Origin of the sequence: Archangium minus, assembly GCF_044360475.1 — a bacterium.
Classification (GTDB): domain Bacteria; phylum Myxococcota; class Myxococcia; order Myxococcales; family Myxococcaceae; genus Archangium; species Archangium minus.
Window position 1 is genome coordinate 2,269,991 of record NZ_CP043494.1, and the last position, 16,446, is coordinate 2,286,436.

Consider the following 16,446-nt stretch of genomic DNA (forward strand, 5'->3'; position numbering starts at 1 on the left):
TCACGGTCGGGCTTCCACGCGAGGAGCCGCCCCACTGAGGGATTCGGCCTTCCGGACGAAGCCCGCCAGCCCCCGGCGCCGCGCTTCCTCTCCCAGCACCTGCATCCGCTGCCAGGCCTGGGGAAGCCGGCCCAGGGCCAGCTCTGCCTCCGCGAGCGCCAGCCGGGTGTCGTACTCCAGGAGGACGAGCCCCTTTTCACGCGTCTCGGCGAGCACCCGCTCGAGTCTCTTCGCTGCTTCACGGGGTTTGCCCTCCGAGGTGAGCACTCGGGCCGCCACCAGCGCAGAGCCGAGCCGCGTCTGGGCGTTCTGACTCCGGGCCGCCATCGCTTCCGCCCGGGCACTCGCCGCACGGGCCTCCGTGAGCTGACGCCGCGCCAGGTACACCTGCGCCAGGGCGGTGTGGGCCTGGGCCTCTCCGTCCGGGAGCCCCAGCCCGTGCAGCGTCTCCACCGCCGCGAGCAGCGGCTCGAGTCCCGCTTCCGGCTGGCCCTCCTCCACCGCGAGCAGCCCGAGGGCGATCTGCGTCTCGGCCACCTCGTTGCGGCCCTCCAGCTTCTGGCGCAGCTCCAGCGCCTCCTCGTACTGGCTGCGCGCGCGCGTCAGGTCTCCCTCCATCAGCGCCACCGTGCCGGAGCCGAGCAGGTGATAGGCGGTAAAGCGGTGGTCCTTCATCTGCTCCGCCAGGGCGAGCCCCTCCGCATAGTGTTGCCGCGCTCGGACGGGGTTGCCCTCCGCCAGCGAGATGCTGCCCAGCGTCCACAGCCCCACGAGGAGGGCGTAGCGGTAGCCCGTCTCCTGGCTCAGGCGCACTCCCTCCTCTCCTTGAGGCCGTGCCCGCGCCGGCTCTCCGCGCATCAGCTGGAGCTGGGCGAGGTTGGTCCTCGTCAGCCCCTCGTTGCGCCGGTCGTTGATTTCCATCTCGAGCTCCAGCGCCTCCTTGAAGAGGGGCTCTGCCTCCGCCAGCTCGCCCTGCATGAGCAGGGTGTCTGCGATGTTCTGCATCGCTACGGCCACGCCGCCCCGGTGGTTGAGGTCCTTCCAGATGCGCAGCGCCTCGTGGAAGACGCGCTTGGCTTCCTCGTAGTTGCCCTCCTCGTAGGCGACGTTGGCCAGCCGGTTGAGCACCTCGGCTTCGGAGCCCGGGTCCCCGACCTCGACGAAGATGCGGCGGGCCTCCTCGCAGGCGGCGCTCGCCTCTTGATGCTGGCCCAGGCGCAGGAGCGCATTGCACCGGGCCAGTCGGGCCCTTCCCACCACCAGGCGGGAGCCGCGCGCAGTGCCCTTCTGCTCGGCGCGGGTGGCCAGGGGCAGCACGCTCTGGTAGTCCGAGAGGCTGTGCCGTACCTGGGCCTCGGCCAGGTCAATGCGCTCGTCCTCCGCGGCCGGCGGCGGCATGCGGCGGAGCGCGGCGAGTGTGGCGAGTGCGTCCCGTCCCTGGCCCGCCGCGGACTGGGCGGTCGCGAGCCGCAGGCCGTAGTCGAGGTTGTCGGGGAAGAGGCTGGAGAGGGTGCGGTAGCCGTTTACCGCCTTTGCCCAGTTCTTCTCCATCTCGTGGACGCGGCCCTCCACCAGCAGCCGCTCCTCGCGGGACAGACCCTCCGCGAGCGTGAGCGCCCTGCGCGCCTGCTCGAGAGCGCGCGTGTCGTAGCCAAGCCCCGCCCACGTCTCCGCCAGCGCGGAGTGGGCCAGGGCGAAGCGGGGATCCGCGTCGATGGCTTGGGTGAAGAAGTCCCGGGCGGCGAGCGGCTCATAGGCGCGTAGCCGGGCGAGGCCCTCGGCGTAGAGCCGGAGCGCGGTCGCGTTGGCGGGCAGTAGGTTGGTCGGAGCCCCGGCGCCGCCGGTTCCCGCCGTGCCTTGCGTGACGAGCTTGCCTCGAAGCCGCTCGCCCATGCGCGAGACGAGCCCGAGGATGCCGGCCTGCGTCCCGGTCTCCTTGAGGATGGCCATCTCCTCACCCGTGGTGACGTCCTGCAGCCGGAGCAGGAGGCTGAGCTGGCCCCCTGTCTCCTCCGGCAGCGCCAGGTAGGAGCCGAGCACCACGAAGTCCACGTCCAGGTGCGTGCGGATGCGCGAGAGCGTGTCGGGCGCCAGGCTCTCGCTGTCGGCCAGGGACAGCTCGCGCTTCATCCGGACGACGGTCTCGCCCGCCACCATGCGCAGGTCCTCTCCCGCGGCGAGCTCGGCGGTGAGCATCTCGGAGAAGGCCGTGGTGAGCCAGGCCGCCTCCTGCCTCCCGGAGAGGTTCTTGAATCCGAGCACCGCCACCGAGCGGCGCGGCTTCACCTGCCGTGCCTCTTCAGAAGGAGGGGAGGGGCTCTCCCCCCGGAGCGAGTAGCCCGCCACCGCCGCGAGCACGAGCCCGCACAGCGCCAGCAATACAGCTCGCAACCGTCGGCTCCGCGCGGGCTTGGGCGTCGTCGTGGGGAGGGGGGGCAGCGACGGATTCGAATGGGTGACGCGCCGGGCCTTGGCCGTGTCCGAGGGGGCCACCAGCGGCGCCTTGCCCGGCACACCTACCTCGCACACCTCCACCGGCTCCTCCACCCCGGACAGCAGGTAGAAGCCATGGCAGCGCCAGGCCAGCTCGACTCCTTCCCGCTCGCTTCCCACGAAGGCGCGGCGGGCGATGTCGAAGGCCGCGCGCGTCATCAGCGTCTGTCCGCCCTGGGCGAGCGGCATGATGCGTGCGGCGATCAGCTTGGTGAGCCCCTCCACGTCCACGGGCTTGGCGCCCTGGGCCACCAGGTGGGGGGGGTTCTCGCGCAGCACCACCTCGCCCAGGTGGATGCCTGCTCGCGCCTCGAGCCGTACCCCCAGCTCCCGCGACAGCAGGGCGAGCCGCTCGTGGTAGGCGAGCGTGTAGCGGGCGGCGTCTACCGGCCGTTCAAAGAGGAGCAGGAAGCCATCGGTCTTGTCGATCTCCTGTCCGGAGTGGAGGTGCAACAGCTCGCGGGCGAGCTGATCATGCCGGGAGAAGAGCTCGGCGGCGCGGGCGTCCCCCAGGGTCTCGACGAGCCGGGTGCTATCAACGAGGTCCACCAGCAGCACGGTGCGCAGGGCGACGCTCGGCTCGTCGAGCGGGCGGGGGACCCGGCTGGGCTGCACCAGCGTGCGCACCACCTCCCGGGCACTGGTGAAGCGCTTGCGTGGGTTCGGGTCCAGGCAGCGGCGGATGACCACTTCCCAGCGGTGGGGCAAGCCCAGCGGGACCGCTGGAGCCAGCGCGCCACGGCGCAGGTGCGTGAACAGGGCCCCGGCCTCGGAGTCCGGCGAGGACAGCGCGCCGGCGAGCAACTCCAGCAGGACGAGCCCCAGCGCGTAGAGATCCGTCGCCGTGGAAGGGGCGGCGCCCTTGCGCTGTTCGGGCGCCAGGTATGAGGCCGTGGCCGGTGGGGTCCCGGCATGGCCCACGCACAGGGGCGCGGCGAGCACGGCGCGCGTTCCCTCGCGAGCCGGGACGAGCATCACCCGGGCGCTCCGGAGATCTCCATGGACGAGCCCCGCGTCGTGCAGCGCGGCCAGCCCCTCGCACATCTGCCGCGCCAGCGGGAGGGCCTCCTGGGGCGTCAGCGGGCCCTGCTGGCTCAGTCGCTGCTCCAGGCTCTCGCCCTCGAGCAGCTCCGTGGTCAGGAAGGGCAGCTCTACCCCGGAGGTGTCCTCGGCGTGGCGACCCACGTCGAGGATCCGTTGCACGTGGGGATTCACCACCTCCCGGGCTCGGTGCAGCTCGCGCTCGACGCGCTCCAGCACCTGGGCGTCCATGGCGCCCGACCGGACGATCTTCAACGTGACGCGCTGCTCACGCTGCACATCCAACGCCTCGAACGTCTCGTCTCGCCCCACCAGGGCTATGGACCGCAGGAGCTTGTAGCGGCCGACGAAGAGCCGCTCGCTGCCAGATTGGGTCATCGGAGTCGTTCCGGACACCAGGTGGGGGGCGGCGCGGATTGTGCCACACACGCCATCCAGAGGATGCCGCCGGATCACCTTCGTCCCCCGAGGCGACATCTCCCGGGGATTCCAAGAACGGTGTAAGTAGAATTCCACAATAGATGAACGAGCTGGGCGCGGTCGGGCCCCGTCTCGGCTCTATGTAGGGCCCCGCATTGGCGGTCCTGGGGGGCTCCCCTATGCTGCGCGGCCCATGAGGGTCGCCCTGGTCGTGATGCCGCTGGCGGCGGTTCATCGTCCGAGCCTTGCCGCGGGGCTGCTGCAGGCCTCGGTGAAGGCGCGAGGCTTCGAGTGCGACACGAAGTACTTCAACGTCACGCTCTGGAAGATGTTGGGCGCGGAGGCCTACCGCTTCTTCTGTCAGGAGGCGCCCATGACGGCGCTGGCGGGGGAGTGGGCCTTCGCGCAGGCCTTCCACGGGCGCCGCGAGGGGGCGCGGGAGGCCTACGCGCGCGAGGTGCTGGACCATCCGGTGTGGGGCCTGCCGTCCGCCTCGCGCGCGCCCGTGTGGGCCTTGGAGGAGCTGGCACCCGCGTTCCTGCGCGTCGCCTTCGAGTCCTGCGACTGGGGCCAGTATGAGCTGGTGGGCTTCACCAGCACCTTCGAGCAGACGATGCCCTCGCTGTGCCTGGCGCGGATGATTCGCGAGCGCTACCCCCGGGTGAAGCTGGTGGCCGGCGGCGCCAACTTCGAGGCGGGGATGGGCCGGCAGTACATGGAGCGCTTCGAGTTCCTCGACTACGTGGCCACGGGCGAGGCGGACGTCTCCTTCCCCCAGCTCTGCGAGAACCTGCGCGAGGGCCGTGACGAGGTGCCCCCAGGCTTCCTCTACCGGGAGGGCGGTGCGGTGCGCGAATCCCCCCGGCGCAAGGAGCAGGGCTATGCCTCCCTCGATGCGCTGCCCACGCCGGACTACGAGGACTTCTTCCGCCTGGTGCGCACGAGCGCGCCCGAGCTGGCGGCCGGGATGTGGCTGCCCCTGGAGGCTTCACGGGGCTGCTGGTGGGGCGAGCACTCGCACTGCACCTTCTGCGGCCTCAACGGCGAGGCGATGACCTTCCGGCGCAAGAGCTGGCGGCGGGTGGTGAACGAGCTGGAGGAGGTGGGCCGGCGTCATGGCGCCGCGCCCGTGCAGTACGCCGACAACATCCTGGCGATGGACTACTTCAAGGACCTGCTCCCCCACTGGGCGGCCCAGCCCGAGCGGACGGAGAAGTTCTTCGAGATCAAATCCAACCTCAAGCGCCGCCAGGTGCGCCTGCTTCGCGAGGCGGGCATCACCTGCGTGCAGGCTGGCGTGGAGACGCTCGCGGACGGGACGCTCAAGGTGATGCGCAAGGGCGTGTCGGGTGCGCAGAACGTGGCGCTGCTGCGCTGGTGCCAGGAGCTGGGCGTGGACTCGCTCTGGAACGTCATCTACGGGTTTCCCCGCGAGGACCCGGAGGACTACGCGCGGACGCTCGCGCTGCTCCAGAAGCTGGCGCACCTGCGGCCTCCAGACATCTGCTCGCCCATCCGCATGGACCGCTTCAGCCCCAACCACACGAGCTGGCGCGAGCAGGGGTTCACCCGCATCCGGCCCATGCCGGCCTATCGGCACGTCTTCCCCTTCCCGGAGGAGACGCTGCACGAGCTGGCCTACTACTTCGACTACGAGCACCCGCGCTGGGACGAGGTCCTCGAGCGGGGCGCGGCGCTCCAGTCCTTCATCTCCCAGTGGCAGGAGCGCCACCGCCGGCGTGCCAACGGCGAGCTGGCCGTGAAGCCGCACTGGCAGGGAGGCTTCGTCCTCATCGACAGCCGCTTCAACGTCACGCCCGCCAGCGAGCGCCTCGCCGAGGCCACGGTGGCGCTGTTGCTGGCGTGTGACGCGCCCACCTCGCGCGAGCAGGCGCTGCGGACGGCGGCCGAGGCCTCCGGCGCCACGGCACCCGAGGTGCTGGAGCGGGAACTGGCCCGGCTGCTTGATCGAGGCATCATCGCCAGCCTGGGCTCGCTCCTGGTGACGCTGGCGATGCTTCCAGACGGCTTGAGGATGGAGCGGCTCGCGAGGGCCCACTGACACACTCAAAAGGGAGGGGAGATGTCGAAGCAGACGAGATTCCTGCTGACGGTCGACTCGGCGACGGGGGCGGCCGTGAAGCTGGAGCGCCTGGGTGAAGCGGGAGACCTGACCGAGGTCCCACTGAACACGCTCACGACGGCACCTTTGGGCGTGACGAGCTCCGTGCCCGCGGCAGGGGGAGGGGGCGCACCGCTTTCTCCCCAGTCGCTGGTCATCAACATCTACATGGGTGGCCCGCAGCAGACGGCTCCTCTCTCCCTCTCTCTGCCGGGACTCATCGCGCCCGGGGCTCCAGGAGGGCCCGCGCCGAGCGCCACCGCTATTGGGCCCGGGGGGGCGCCTGGAGGGGTGCCGGCCGCGAGTCTGATGGGACCCGGAGGCCCCGGCGGTTTCGCGGCACCTGCTCCGAGCGGACCGGGAGCCCCGGGCGGACCGGGTGGACCCGGTGGGTCCTCTAGTGGAGGGGAGGGGGGCTCGCGGTAGGCTGGACGCATGGACCCAACTGCTGGTGCTCGGAAGCTCCAGACGCTCCGCTCGTTGATGACCGGTCACACCGACCGGAACGACGAGCGGCGCATCCTCGATCTTCTCGAAGGTGCGACCGCCGTTGAGCTCAACCACCTGCTGCTCAACGTGGACCTGAGCGCGTTGTTCTCCGACGTGGACGACCGCGTCGTAGGCCCGAACCACCGCACCGAGCTGCTGGAGCTGCTGTGTGTGAAGCGAGCTTCCGAGCTGGGGCTGCCCGTGCGCGCCGCGCTCGTGTTCGCGCTCCAGAAGGGGGTCACCCACGAGCTCGCCGAGCGCATGCTGCGAGCCCTGTTCCTCGGGCTGCGGAGCCGCGAGCTGACGGACTTCAAGAACCTGCTCGACGGCCGCGGCAACTCCCACGACCTGCAGCAGCTCCTCTTCCATGACGTGGATGACGAGCACATCCGGCAGGACATCCTCGCGCATATCCGCCAGGAGGCCGAGTCCGCGCCGAGCGGCGAGAACAAGGTGCTGAGCGACATCGACGACACCTTCTTGGCCAACTGGAAGGACACGCGCTACCCGCCGAAGACGGTGTACCCGGGGGTGCTCCAGTTCTACCGGGAGCTGGACCGAGGTCCGGGCATCATCCCCGGGCGAGAGGGAGACCTGACCTTCATCAGCGCGCGGCCGAGGGATCCGCTCGGCTTCATCGAGGATCGCACGCTGGCGACCCTGCGCGAGCACGGGGTGGGTCCGGCCGTGATGCTCTCCGGCGCGTTCACGCACCTGCTTGGCAACGCGCGCATCGCCGCCATGAAGTTCGAGAACTTCAGCCGCTACGTGCAGCTCTATCCCGAGTACGGCTTTGTCTTCACGGGCGACAGTGGCCAGGGGGATGTGGCCTTTGGCGAGCGGATGCTTCAGGAGCATCCCGAATCGGTGCGGGCCGTGTTCATCCACGACGTGGTGGACACGCCCGAGTCCGTCCGCCAGAAGTGGCGCGACCAGCGCATCTTCTTCTTCGACACCTATGTGGGCGCGGCGGTGGAGGCCTTCGAGGTGGGTGTCATCGCTCAGGATGGGGTGGCCCGTGTCGCTCGCGCAGCCCAGGAAGACATAGGTCGGGTGCCCTTCGACTCAGAGGCCCAGCGTCAGGCACGGCTGGACGAGCTGGCGCGCGACCTCCTGCGCGCGCAGGCGCTGGCCCCTCTCATCTGACAGGCGAGCGCTCCGTTGGGCGGTCGCGCGAGGGGTGTGCCAAAGCCATACTGCCAGGCCGGGACCTGGAGGAAGTTGGTTTGACACCGAAGAAAAAGCCTGCCATCAGCGTGGGAAGTATCGCGGATCCTTGGGAGATGGGGCTCGGTCCTGGAAGTGGTGGAGGGGAACTTCCTCCCAACGAGCAATGAAGAGGGGCCGGTACGAGCCATGAGTGTGAGTGGCGGGGTCATCCTCATCGAAGGCGCGAGCCCTTTACGGATGCTGACCATCCAGGCGCTCCAGGCTGCCCGCTGTGAGTGCGTCGCCGTCAATGACCTCACGGAGGCCGAGGCGGAGGCGAAGAGGGAACGTCCGCTCATGCTCATGCTGGACTGCTCGTCCTTCATGCCGGCCGATGAGGGCACCCTCTCCCAGCTCCAGGAGATGCGACGGAGGGTGGGCGCTCCCCTGGTCCTCCTGGCCAACCTCGAGACGCCCACTGAGTTCATCGAGAGCCTCAGTCAGGTGGGCGCGGATGACTGCCTGCTCAAGCCACTGCGGCCCCACCAGCTTCAGCCACGCCTCGCGGTTGTCTCCACCCCCAGGCCTCCCGTGAATCCCATTTCACTGGGGCGCTTGGGCCCGAAAGTCGTCTCCATCGTCCATGGGCGGCAGAGCTTCGCCTGGCGTACGGGGGAATTGTTCGAGCACAGCGGCTATCATGTGCTCTACAGCTCCATCGAGGACGAGCACGTGCCGCGAGACGAGTCCGGCATTGATCTCCACATCTTCTGCACCGAGTCCCGCGAGGAGCTTGCCCGTGCGCTCCGGCTTCGCCAGCCGGCGGGGCTGCGTCCGGGCGCGCGGGGGTTTCTCCTCTGCGCTGGAGGACCTGGTGAGCTCGTCTCCAGCCCCGGCGGCGGGCTGATGGCCGGCTTCGACATCACCCAGGTCTTTCCGGAGCACATCGTCCAGAAGGCCAATGCCTGGTTCTCCAAGTCCAGCGATGCCCTTCGGCCCGAGTCGCGTGTGCCCTTCTTCTGTCCCGTCGAGTACCGCGAGGCGGGCAACATCTTTGGCACCTGGAACTCCTGCTACTCCTATGACCTCAGCCCCGGAGGCATCTTCCTGCGCACGCTCGTCCCGGCCCGGCCGGGGTCCGCGGTGGAGCTGAAGATTCACCTGACCACCCACCGCACGGAGCTGCTGGGCTCGGGGGTCGTGGCCTGGGCCAACACGTATGCCGACCGCAAGGCCTTCTCCTATCCGATAGGCATGGGCGTGCAATTCCTCGGGATGAGCCCCAAGGGGCTCTCGCTGCTCCGCGAGCTGTGCGGTGTGGATCCCACCGAGCGCAAGCCGGGATGAGCGGCTTGCGCAGTCTGGAGAACCCTGACGATGACACGAAAGAAGATCCTCCTCGTGGATGACTCCAACACCGTCCTCCTCATGCACCGGATGATGCTGAGTGGTGGGAGTTACGAGCTGCTGATTGCCCGCAACGGCGTGGAGGCGGTGGACCTGGCGCTGCGCGAGCGGCCGGATCTCATCTTCATGGACGTCGTCATGCCGCAGATGGACGGCCTGCAGGCCTGCAAGCGGATCCGCGAGAGCCCGGAGCTGCAAGCCACCCCCATCATCATGGTCACCACCCGCGGAGAGCCGCACAACGTGCAGGCGGGCTACGCGAGCGGCTGCACCGAATACATCACCAAGCCGTTCGACAAGAGCGAGCTGATGCAGAAGCTCCGCAATCACCTTGGCGAGTAGACAAGCGCTCTTACCTGCATTCCTCATGAGCTCGGATCCACCCCACAAGCCCGAGGCCCCTGCCCGCGAGCTGAGCCGCAGTACCGAAGAGTCCCTGGGAGAGCTGCGGGCGGAGAACGCATCCCTGCGCACCCAGGTGGACACCTTGCGTCAGGAGCGGGTCCGCCTCAAGGAGAAGCTCTCTGAAGCGGAGATGCAGATGACGAGCCTGGTGAACCTCTGCGTCGCCAGCCACCGTCTGCATGAGACCTTCGATCGCCGGGCCCTGCTCGACATCATCCGGGAGATCATCAACAACATCGTCGGCTCGGAGGAGCTGGGCATCTTCGAGCTCGATGCGGAGCGCTCCACGCTGTCGCTGGTGCACTCGATGGGCATCGAGCCGGAGCGGTTCCAGTCCCTTCCCCTGGGCAGCGGTGTCATCGGCCACACGGCCCTCACCGGTGAGCGCTTCGTGGCGAGCGATGGCTCGGGCCTCGCTGCTACCGGGAACGAGTCGAACCTGACCGCCTGCATCCCGCTTCGCATCGGCAGTCGCGTCTGGGGCGTCATCGCCATCTTCGGAATGCTGCCGCAGAAGCCCAGGTTGAAGGACGAAGACCGGGAGCTCTTCGCGCTGTTGGAGAATCAAGCCGGCCTGGTTCTGGCCGCCTCCGAGATGGATCCCGATGGAAATCGATCATGACGCGCTCCTGCAGGCCTTCCTCGTCGAGTGCGATGAGCTCCTCGTCCTCATGGAAGAGCAGCTCGTAGGCCTGGAGCAGCAGCCGGAGCCGGAGCGACTGAAGACCATCTTCCGCGCGGCCCATACCCTCAAGGGCAATGCCACGTGCGTGGCGCTTCCGTCCTTCGTGGAGTTCGCCCACGTGGTGGAGGATCTGCTCGATCGCCTGCGCTCGGGCGAGCTGGCCGTATCGCATGAGATCGTGTCCCTCCTGCTCTCGGCCGTGGATGTCATGCGGGAGCTGCGGGCGCGGGTGCCCGGTGGGCAGGTGACGCTGACGGCGCACCAGCGCGGCTTGATGGAGCTCATGTCCCGCCGGGCCCGGAAGGAGTTCGCCGCCGGTGGAGCGGCTGTTGACGCGAGGGATTCCTCCACGAGCCCTCCCCCCGAGCAGCCCGGGCGCAAGCTCCTGGCCGAGGAGGAGCGGGCCAGGAACCTCCGGGTGGGCATCAACAAGCTGGACCGGATGGTGGACCTCATTGGGGAGCTGTCCATCGCGCAGGGGGGCGTGACCGCCATGCTCGAGGGGGAGAAGTGGCGCTCGCGCGAGGAGCTGCTCGAGGCGAACCGCGTGGGCGAGCGCTTGCTGCGCGAGCTGCAAGAGCTGGTGATGAAGGTGCGGATGGTGCCGCTCGGCCCCACGTTCCGCCAGTACGTGCGCACCGTGAGGGATCTGGCCGCATCCCAGGGCAAGCAGGTCGAGCTCGTCTTCGAAGGCGAGGACGTGGAGATGGACACGGCGGTGGTCGACAACGTGCGCGATCCCCTGCTGCATATGATCCGCAATGCCATCGATCACGGCATCGAAACTCCGACCGTACGCCGGGCGAGGGGCAAGCCGGAGCTCTCCCAGCTCAAGCTTCGCGCCTCCCATGACTCCGGCAGCATCCTCATCGAGGTCATCGACGACGGGGCGGGCCTGGACAAGGCGAAGATCATCGAGCGGGCCCGCGCACTGGGTCTCTCTCGCGAGCCCGAGGCGCTCCCCGAAGAGGAGCTCTTCGCGTTGATCTTCGAGCCGGGCTTCTCCACCGCGCAGGAGATCACCGCCACGTCAGGCCGGGGCGTGGGGATGGACGTGGTGCGTCGCAACGTGGAGGCCCTGAGGGGAAAGGTCACCGTCCAGAGCAGGGAGGGACACGGTGTCACGATCAGCCTCCGGCTCCCGCTCACATTCGCCATCATCGATGGGTTCCTGGTAGGCGTCGGCTCGGAGACGTACGTCGTGCCGCTCGATGCCGTCCTCGAGTGTGTCGAGTTGCCCGAGAGCGCGCGGGAGCGGGCCGAGGAGCGCGATGGCGTGCTGAACCTGCGGGGCGAGCCCGTTCCCTTTCTCCGGTTGCGCCACCTCTTCTCCCACAGCACGGCGGCGCCGCAGCGCGAGAGCCTGGTCATCGTCCAGTACCAGCAGGGGAAGGTGGGCCTGGTCGTGGATACCCTCCTCGGTGAGAGCCAGACGGTCATCAAGCCGCTGGGGACGTTCTTCAAGGAGCTTCCCTGTATCTCGGGCGCGAGCATCCTGGGCAACGGGCGGATCGCACTGATTCTCGATGACGCCGCCCTCCTGCGTGAGGCCACCCGCCCGAGGCTCTCCGCGGCTTCATGACAGCCTCCGTTCTCCTCCTCGGCTGAAGAGGAGGAGAACGAGCGAGCGCTCCCTGCGAGGGGTCCCGTTCGATTCGCATCTTCCCCGGGGGCGCCCGGGAAGCGCCGGCCGCCTCTGTTCCCTCACCGCAGCGAGGAGCGAGCAATGGCGCAGCGGATGGATGTTCGGGTCGGCATGGTGGTGAAGAGCAGGGATGGGCACCGGCTGGGCAAGGTCATCGGCCTGGTGGAGGGTGGCTTCATCGTGGAGAAGGGCGTGTTCTACGCGAAGGACTACCGGGTCCCCTTCCGCACCGTGGAGACGATCGAGGGGGATGACATCCACCTCTCCCTGGGCAAGGAGCAGTTGCGGAAGGCCAGCCTGGGCGAGGTGCTGGAAGCCTCCGACCGGTTGGACATGGGGCCGGACTCGCTGAGCATCGATCCCAACGCGCCCTCCCGTTACTAGGACATGCACGTCATCCAATTCCTGTTGCCGCTGCGTGACAATGAGCAGCGGCCCTTCGCCCGGGCGGACTTCGAGAAGGTCCGTACAGAGCTCACCGAACGTTACGGGGGCGTCACCGCCTTCTTGCAGTCTCCAGCCACGGGGGCGTGGAAGGAGGAGGGCGAGACGGTACGGGACGAAATGGTGCTCTTCGAGGTGATGGTGGAGCCGCTCGACCGCAAGTGGTGGAGCGGCTACCGCGCGGAACTGGAGCGCCGCTTCCGGCAGGAGCGCATCGTGATGCGTGCGCTCGGGGCCGAGACGCTCTGAAAAGCGAGATGGAGGCGGTGTATGGGAGAGGGTGTGGAGCGTGCGGTCACCGTCCCTCGGGAACCGCTGGGGCGGCTCTTCCTGCGCTTCTTGCACTTCGGGCTGCTCGCCTGGGGTGGGCCGGTGGCGCAGATCGCGATGATCCGCCACGACCTGGTGGAGAAGGAGAAGTGGGTGACCCGCGAGCACTTCAACCGGGTGCTCGCGGTGTACCAGGTGCTGCCGGGCCCCGAGGCGCACGAGCTGTGCGTCTACTTCGGAATGCGCTCGCGTGGCCGGGTGGGGGGGCTGCTCGCGGGGCTGGGGTTCATGTTGCCGGGCTTCGTGCTGATGCTCGGCCTGACGTGGCTCTACCTCCGCTACGGGCTGGGCTCTCCCTGGGTGGGAACGGTGTTTGGCGCCGTGCAGGCGGCCGTGGCGGCGCTCATCGTCCGAGCGGTGGCACGCATCGGGCAGCACGCGCTCGTGGACCGCTGGCTGTGGGGCGTGGCGGTGCTCGCCGCGCTCGCGCAGGGAGCGGGGATCCACTTCGCCTTCTCGTTGGTGGCCGCGGGCCTCATCATCACGCTGGCGAGGAAGGGGCTGCGGCTGCAGGCCCTGGCACTCGCCGCGGGCTGCGGAGCGGCCGTGGCTGTGTTCCTCGTGCTCCACGGTTTCGCGCCCATGGGCGCGGGCGGAGCGGACGTGGGGCAGGGGGTTGTCCGGGGACAGCCTTCACAGCTGGAGTTGCTGGGGTCGGGCCTGCGCAGCGGGGTGCTCACCTTCGGAGGCGCGTACACCGTCATCCCCTTCCTCCAACGTGACGCGGTGGTGACGGGAGCGTGGATGACCAACGCCCAGTTCCTCGACGGGCTCGCGCTCTCGGGGCTCATCCCCGCGCCGCTCATCATCTTCTCCACCTTCGTGGGCTACCTCGGCGGCGGATTCCTTGGGGCGCTGGTGATGACGGTGGGCATCTTCTTTCCGGCCTTCGCCTTCACGCTCCTCGGTCATGACTTCTTCGAGCGGGTGTTGCATCACCCCCGCCTCCGCTCCTTCCTGGATGGAGTGACAGCGGGTGTGGTGGGGCTCATCGCCGCGACCACGCTGGGGCTGCTGCGCGCCAGCCTCACGGGCCTGGTCCCGGTGGCGATCTTCGCCGTGGCGCTCGGCGTGCTCTTCCGGTGGCACGCGAAGTTCCTCGTGCCGTTGCTCATCATCGGGGCCGCAGGGGTCGGACTCCTGCTCGCATAGCAGGGGACTGCCCAGCCGAGCGTTCCCATCTTGGTTTCGTGACTCCGTTCGAGCCTCATCTATATAGTGCGCCTGCCCCGTCCATGGAGAGGCAGGCTTGGGAGTGCACGCGGCCTTCATCTCTCCGCATGAGATGGACCCGCGTCCATGATCTTCAACGAAGTCACCTACTTCATCGCCTTCCTGCTCCCGTGTGTCCTTGTCTTCCACCTGGGGCCGGGATGGCTGCGGCCCTGGGTGCTCGCCACGTTCGGGCTGCTCTTCTTCGTCTTCTACGGTGCCATCCACTTCGGCGGCGCGTGGGGTGCGCTCTGCGCCCTCATCTTCGTCTGGGAGTTGATCACCTCTCGGCTGTACCGCGAGCGCTCCATTTTTTGCATTCTGGGAATCATCCAGGCGGTCGCCATCCTGATCGTCTTCAAATACACGCGCTTCTTCGCGGTCGCGTGGAATGACATGGCGGGGCTGGTGGGGGGACTCCCGTTGCTCGATGGTCCGCCCCCGCTGGTCTTCCCCCTGGGGCTGTCGTTCTTCACCTTCGAGTTCATCCACTTCGCGGTCGACTCGTACCGGGGGAAGACGCGGGATGCGCCGCTCGGGTCCTATGCGGCCTTCATCTTCTTCTTTCCGAGCATGGTCGCGGGCCCCCTCAAGCGTTACCAGGAGTTCGCCTCGGAGCTGGGCCATGCGCGCTTCAATGCGCAGCAGGTGCAGCAGGGGGTGACGCGCATCCTGGCCGGGCTCGTCAAGAAGCACGTCTTCGCGGATACCTTCGCGCTCTGGGCGGACCAGTTGAACACCGCGGCGGCGCTGAGCGCGGATCGCTTGTCGCTGGTCGGCTGGCTTCTCGCCTATGGCATGAAGATCTACTTCGACTTCTCCGCGTACTCAGACATCGCCATCGGCAGCGGGTATCTCTTCGGAATCGCCATCCCCGAGAACTTCAACTGGCCCTACCTCAGCCGGAACATCTCCGAGTTCTGGCGGCGGTGGCACATCTCGCTCGGCCGGTGGATCTTCGACTACATCTACGCGCCGCTCGGGGGCTCCCGTCGAGGCGAGTGGAGGACCTCGCTCAACCTCGTCGCGACGTTCGCCGTCTCCGGGCTCTGGCACGGCGCGGCCTATAACTTCGTTGTCTGGGGCCTCTGGCACGGGCTGCTCATGGTCGGTCACCGCTCCTGGTCGCGGTTCTCCGAGCCGCGCGGTCTGCGGATTCCGGCGTTCGCCGCCCAGGCCTTGACGTTCACGTGCGTCATTATCGGCTGGGCCTTCTTCTGCATGGAGTTCGGGCAGGCCTGGCACGTGCTCTCGAGAATCGCGGGTGTCGCATGAGCTTTGAAAGCGTGAGGAACTTCCTGGAAGTGCTGGGCGGAGCGAGGCCTCCTCCGGAGCGTCTGGCTTCCCAGCCGTTGTTCCACCTCTTTCTGGGGGTGCTCTGGTTCGCGATGTTCCTGACCACCCTGGCCTTCATCGGACGCGCGACGAAGTTCATCTATGTCGACTTCTAGAGAGATGACGCCGAAGAAGGGGCTGCTCCTGAGTCTGGCCGTCTTCGCCGCCCTCTTCGTGGTGGGTGAGCGGGCGCTCGCCAGGTACGGCTGGGGCCACTTCCATCCGCCCAAGAAGCTGACGGCGGCCCGCGAGGGCGGGAAGGACTGTGTCGTCTTCACCGGTGACTCCCGAATGGAGGCCGGCTACTCGGGCCCGCAGCTCCGTGAGGGCCTCACGAGCGGGGGACTCGACACCTGCGTTGGGGACCTGTCGCTGGGCGGAGCCGGAATGGACGCTCAGTTCACCATGGTGCGCGAGTACCTCGCCTCGGGCTCGCCCCCTCGTGCGGTGGTGGTCGGCGTCGTGGCGGAGGCGCTCATGGACGAGAAGGCCGCGGACTCCTCCCAGTGGGTGGGGAACCTCGCCGCAAACCTCCTCTTCTCGCGGTTCGCGGACGCCCCGCTCCACTTTCCTTTCGTCACGGCTGAGGCCATCCAGGTGTTGGACCGCCGGTTGCGCTTCCAGCTGGAGCGGCTGAGCTCCTACGGCATCTACCGGAGCATCATCTGGTCCAAGGTGCAGGCCGTGCAGGATCGGCTGGTCAAACGAGCTCCGGTTGCACGCAATGAGTTCGGTGCGCTGGAGGACATGAAGAACCTGGGCGAGTCCTTCACGGCCCGAGGGCAGCAGTCACTTGCCACCTGGAAGGCCACCCACACCTTTCAGCCCAACCGGTACTTCGTCGCGCTGATGGAGGAGACGTCACGTCAAGGCGTTCCCCTCATCCTGGTCGAGCTGCCGATGCCCGAGGCCTATCTTCGGGAGCTCACGCGCAGTCCCGAGGGGACGGCCCTGCGTCAGGAGATGAAGCGGTTCCTGGCCGGGAGGGGAATCCACTACATCGACCTCGCGTCGCCGAGCTGGTTCTCGGACCGCCTGCTGTCTGATGGGGTCCACTTGAATCGAGAGGGAGCGGCCCTCTTGTCGAAGGACATGGGGAGAGAGCTCTCACACGTGTTGGTCCGCCAACCGGACGCAGGATCACGCATGGGCGAGGCAGGGGCCCCCTAGCGCGAAATCCCCTCTCCCTCTGGGAGAGGGTCAGGGTGAGGGTATGTCCCCTGCTGCGAGCGGCATGACAGAACCGTGAGCAAGCCGCTCCACCCTGTG

General features: G+C 68.2%; 14 protein-coding genes. 13 read left to right on the top strand and 1 reads right to left on the bottom strand.

Translation table 11 applies throughout. From position 1 onward, the window contains the following. Window positions 1-3,912 (bottom strand): tetratricopeptide repeat protein, encoded by a 3,912-nt coding sequence (locus F0U60_RS09270; RefSeq protein ID WP_395816790.1) that lies wholly within the window; start codon window positions 3,910-3,912, stop codon window positions 1-3. Between the two features lie 235 nt (window positions 3,913-4,147). Here F0U60_RS09270 and F0U60_RS09275 point away from each other — a divergent pair, with 235 nt between their 5' ends. The 13 genes from F0U60_RS09275 to F0U60_RS09335 all read left to right on the top strand — a co-directional run bounded on the left by F0U60_RS09275 (window position 4,148) and on the right by F0U60_RS09335 (window position 16,347). After that, complete coding sequence (locus F0U60_RS09275; protein WP_395816793.1) at window positions 4,148-6,016, top strand: RiPP maturation radical SAM C-methyltransferase; 1,869 nt, start codon at window positions 4,148-4,150, stop codon at window positions 6,014-6,016. A gap of 21 nt (window positions 6,017-6,037) precedes the next feature. After that, complete coding sequence (locus tag F0U60_RS09280) at window positions 6,038-6,502, top strand: hypothetical protein (protein ID WP_395816796.1); 465 nt, start codon at window positions 6,038-6,040, stop codon at window positions 6,500-6,502. Between the two features lie 9 nt (window positions 6,503-6,511). Continuing rightward, complete coding sequence (locus F0U60_RS09285) at window positions 6,512-7,711, top strand: phosphatase domain-containing protein (protein WP_395816798.1); 1,200 nt, start codon at window positions 6,512-6,514, stop codon at window positions 7,709-7,711. Window positions 7,712-7,921: 210 nt separating this feature from the next. Continuing rightward, window positions 7,922-9,061: a PilZ domain-containing protein gene (locus F0U60_RS09290; RefSeq protein WP_395816801.1), complete on the top strand. Its 1,140-nt coding sequence runs from the start codon at window positions 7,922-7,924 to the stop codon at window positions 9,059-9,061. Between the two features lie 30 nt (window positions 9,062-9,091). After that, window positions 9,092-9,463 (top strand): response regulator, encoded by a 372-nt coding sequence (locus F0U60_RS09295; RefSeq protein WP_395816805.1) that lies wholly within the window; start codon window positions 9,092-9,094, stop codon window positions 9,461-9,463. A gap of 25 nt (window positions 9,464-9,488) precedes the next feature. Then, window positions 9,489-10,148: a GAF domain-containing protein gene (locus F0U60_RS09300; RefSeq protein ID WP_395816807.1), complete on the top strand. Its 660-nt coding sequence runs from the start codon at window positions 9,489-9,491 to the stop codon at window positions 10,146-10,148. Then, on the top strand, window positions 10,132-11,793 hold the full coding sequence (locus F0U60_RS09305; RefSeq protein WP_395816810.1) for a chemotaxis protein CheA: 1,662 nt from the start codon (window positions 10,132-10,134) through the stop codon (window positions 11,791-11,793). The genes F0U60_RS09300 and F0U60_RS09305 overlap by 17 nt, the downstream gene beginning before the upstream one ends. A 144-nt stretch (window positions 11,794-11,937) precedes the next feature. Continuing rightward, complete coding sequence (locus F0U60_RS09310) at window positions 11,938-12,240, top strand: hypothetical protein (protein ID WP_395816813.1); 303 nt, start codon at window positions 11,938-11,940, stop codon at window positions 12,238-12,240. 3 nt (window positions 12,241-12,243) lie between these two features. After that, a complete protein-coding gene (locus F0U60_RS09315; RefSeq protein WP_395816815.1) occupies window positions 12,244-12,549 on the top strand; it encodes a hypothetical protein in 306 nt (101 codons plus the stop codon). Between the two features lie 21 nt (window positions 12,550-12,570). Then, a complete protein-coding gene (gene chrA / locus F0U60_RS09320) occupies window positions 12,571-13,782 on the top strand; it encodes a chromate efflux transporter (protein ID WP_395816818.1) in 1,212 nt (403 codons plus the stop codon). Between the two features lie 147 nt (window positions 13,783-13,929). Next, window positions 13,930-15,117 (top strand): MBOAT family O-acyltransferase, encoded by a 1,188-nt coding sequence (locus tag F0U60_RS09325; protein WP_395816821.1) that lies wholly within the window; start codon window positions 13,930-13,932, stop codon window positions 15,115-15,117. Beyond that, complete coding sequence (locus F0U60_RS09330; protein ID WP_395816824.1) at window positions 15,114-15,293, top strand: hypothetical protein; 180 nt, start codon at window positions 15,114-15,116, stop codon at window positions 15,291-15,293. The genes F0U60_RS09325 and F0U60_RS09330 overlap by 4 nt, the downstream gene beginning before the upstream one ends. Further along, on the top strand, window positions 15,280-16,347 hold the full coding sequence (locus F0U60_RS09335) for a hypothetical protein (protein WP_395816826.1): 1,068 nt from the start codon (window positions 15,280-15,282) through the stop codon (window positions 16,345-16,347). Before F0U60_RS09330 ends, F0U60_RS09335 begins: the two co-directional genes overlap by 14 nt. Window positions 16,348-16,446: the final 99 nt, after the last annotated feature.

What these genes read in the sequence shown, in the direction of transcription:
- F0U60_RS09310 (WP_395816813.1), top strand. Translation starts at nt 11,938, where the DNA reads ATGGCGCAGCGGATGGATGTTCGGGTCGGCATGGTGGTGAAGAGCAGG.
- chrA (WP_395816818.1), top strand. Translation starts at nt 12,571, where the DNA reads ATGGGAGAGGGTGTGGAGCGTGCGGTCACCGTCCCTCGGGAACCGCTG.
- F0U60_RS09315 (WP_395816815.1), top strand. Translation starts at nt 12,244, where the DNA reads ATGCACGTCATCCAATTCCTGTTGCCGCTGCGTGACAATGAGCAGCGG.
- F0U60_RS09335 (WP_395816826.1), top strand. Translation starts at nt 15,280, where the DNA reads ATGTCGACTTCTAGAGAGATGACGCCGAAGAAGGGGCTGCTCCTGAGT.
- F0U60_RS09280 (WP_395816796.1), top strand. Translation starts at nt 6,038, where the DNA reads ATGTCGAAGCAGACGAGATTCCTGCTGACGGTCGACTCGGCGACGGGG.
- F0U60_RS09290 (WP_395816801.1), top strand. Translation starts at nt 7,922, where the DNA reads ATGAGTGTGAGTGGCGGGGTCATCCTCATCGAAGGCGCGAGCCCTTTA.
- F0U60_RS09325 (WP_395816821.1), top strand. Translation starts at nt 13,930, where the DNA reads ATGATCTTCAACGAAGTCACCTACTTCATCGCCTTCCTGCTCCCGTGT.
- F0U60_RS09305 (WP_395816810.1), top strand. Translation starts at nt 10,132, where the DNA reads ATGGAAATCGATCATGACGCGCTCCTGCAGGCCTTCCTCGTCGAGTGC.
- F0U60_RS09285 (WP_395816798.1), top strand. Translation starts at nt 6,512, where the DNA reads ATGGACCCAACTGCTGGTGCTCGGAAGCTCCAGACGCTCCGCTCGTTG.
- F0U60_RS09275 (WP_395816793.1), top strand. Translation starts at nt 4,148, where the DNA reads ATGAGGGTCGCCCTGGTCGTGATGCCGCTGGCGGCGGTTCATCGTCCG.
- F0U60_RS09300 (WP_395816807.1), top strand. Translation starts at nt 9,489, where the DNA reads ATGAGCTCGGATCCACCCCACAAGCCCGAGGCCCCTGCCCGCGAGCTG.
- F0U60_RS09295 (WP_395816805.1), top strand. Translation starts at nt 9,092, where the DNA reads ATGACACGAAAGAAGATCCTCCTCGTGGATGACTCCAACACCGTCCTC.
- F0U60_RS09270 (WP_395816790.1), bottom strand. Translation starts at nt 3,912, where the DNA reads ATGACCCAATCTGGCAGCGAGCGGCTCTTCGTCGGCCGCTACAAGCTC.
- F0U60_RS09330 (WP_395816824.1), top strand. Translation starts at nt 15,114, where the DNA reads ATGAGCTTTGAAAGCGTGAGGAACTTCCTGGAAGTGCTGGGCGGAGCG.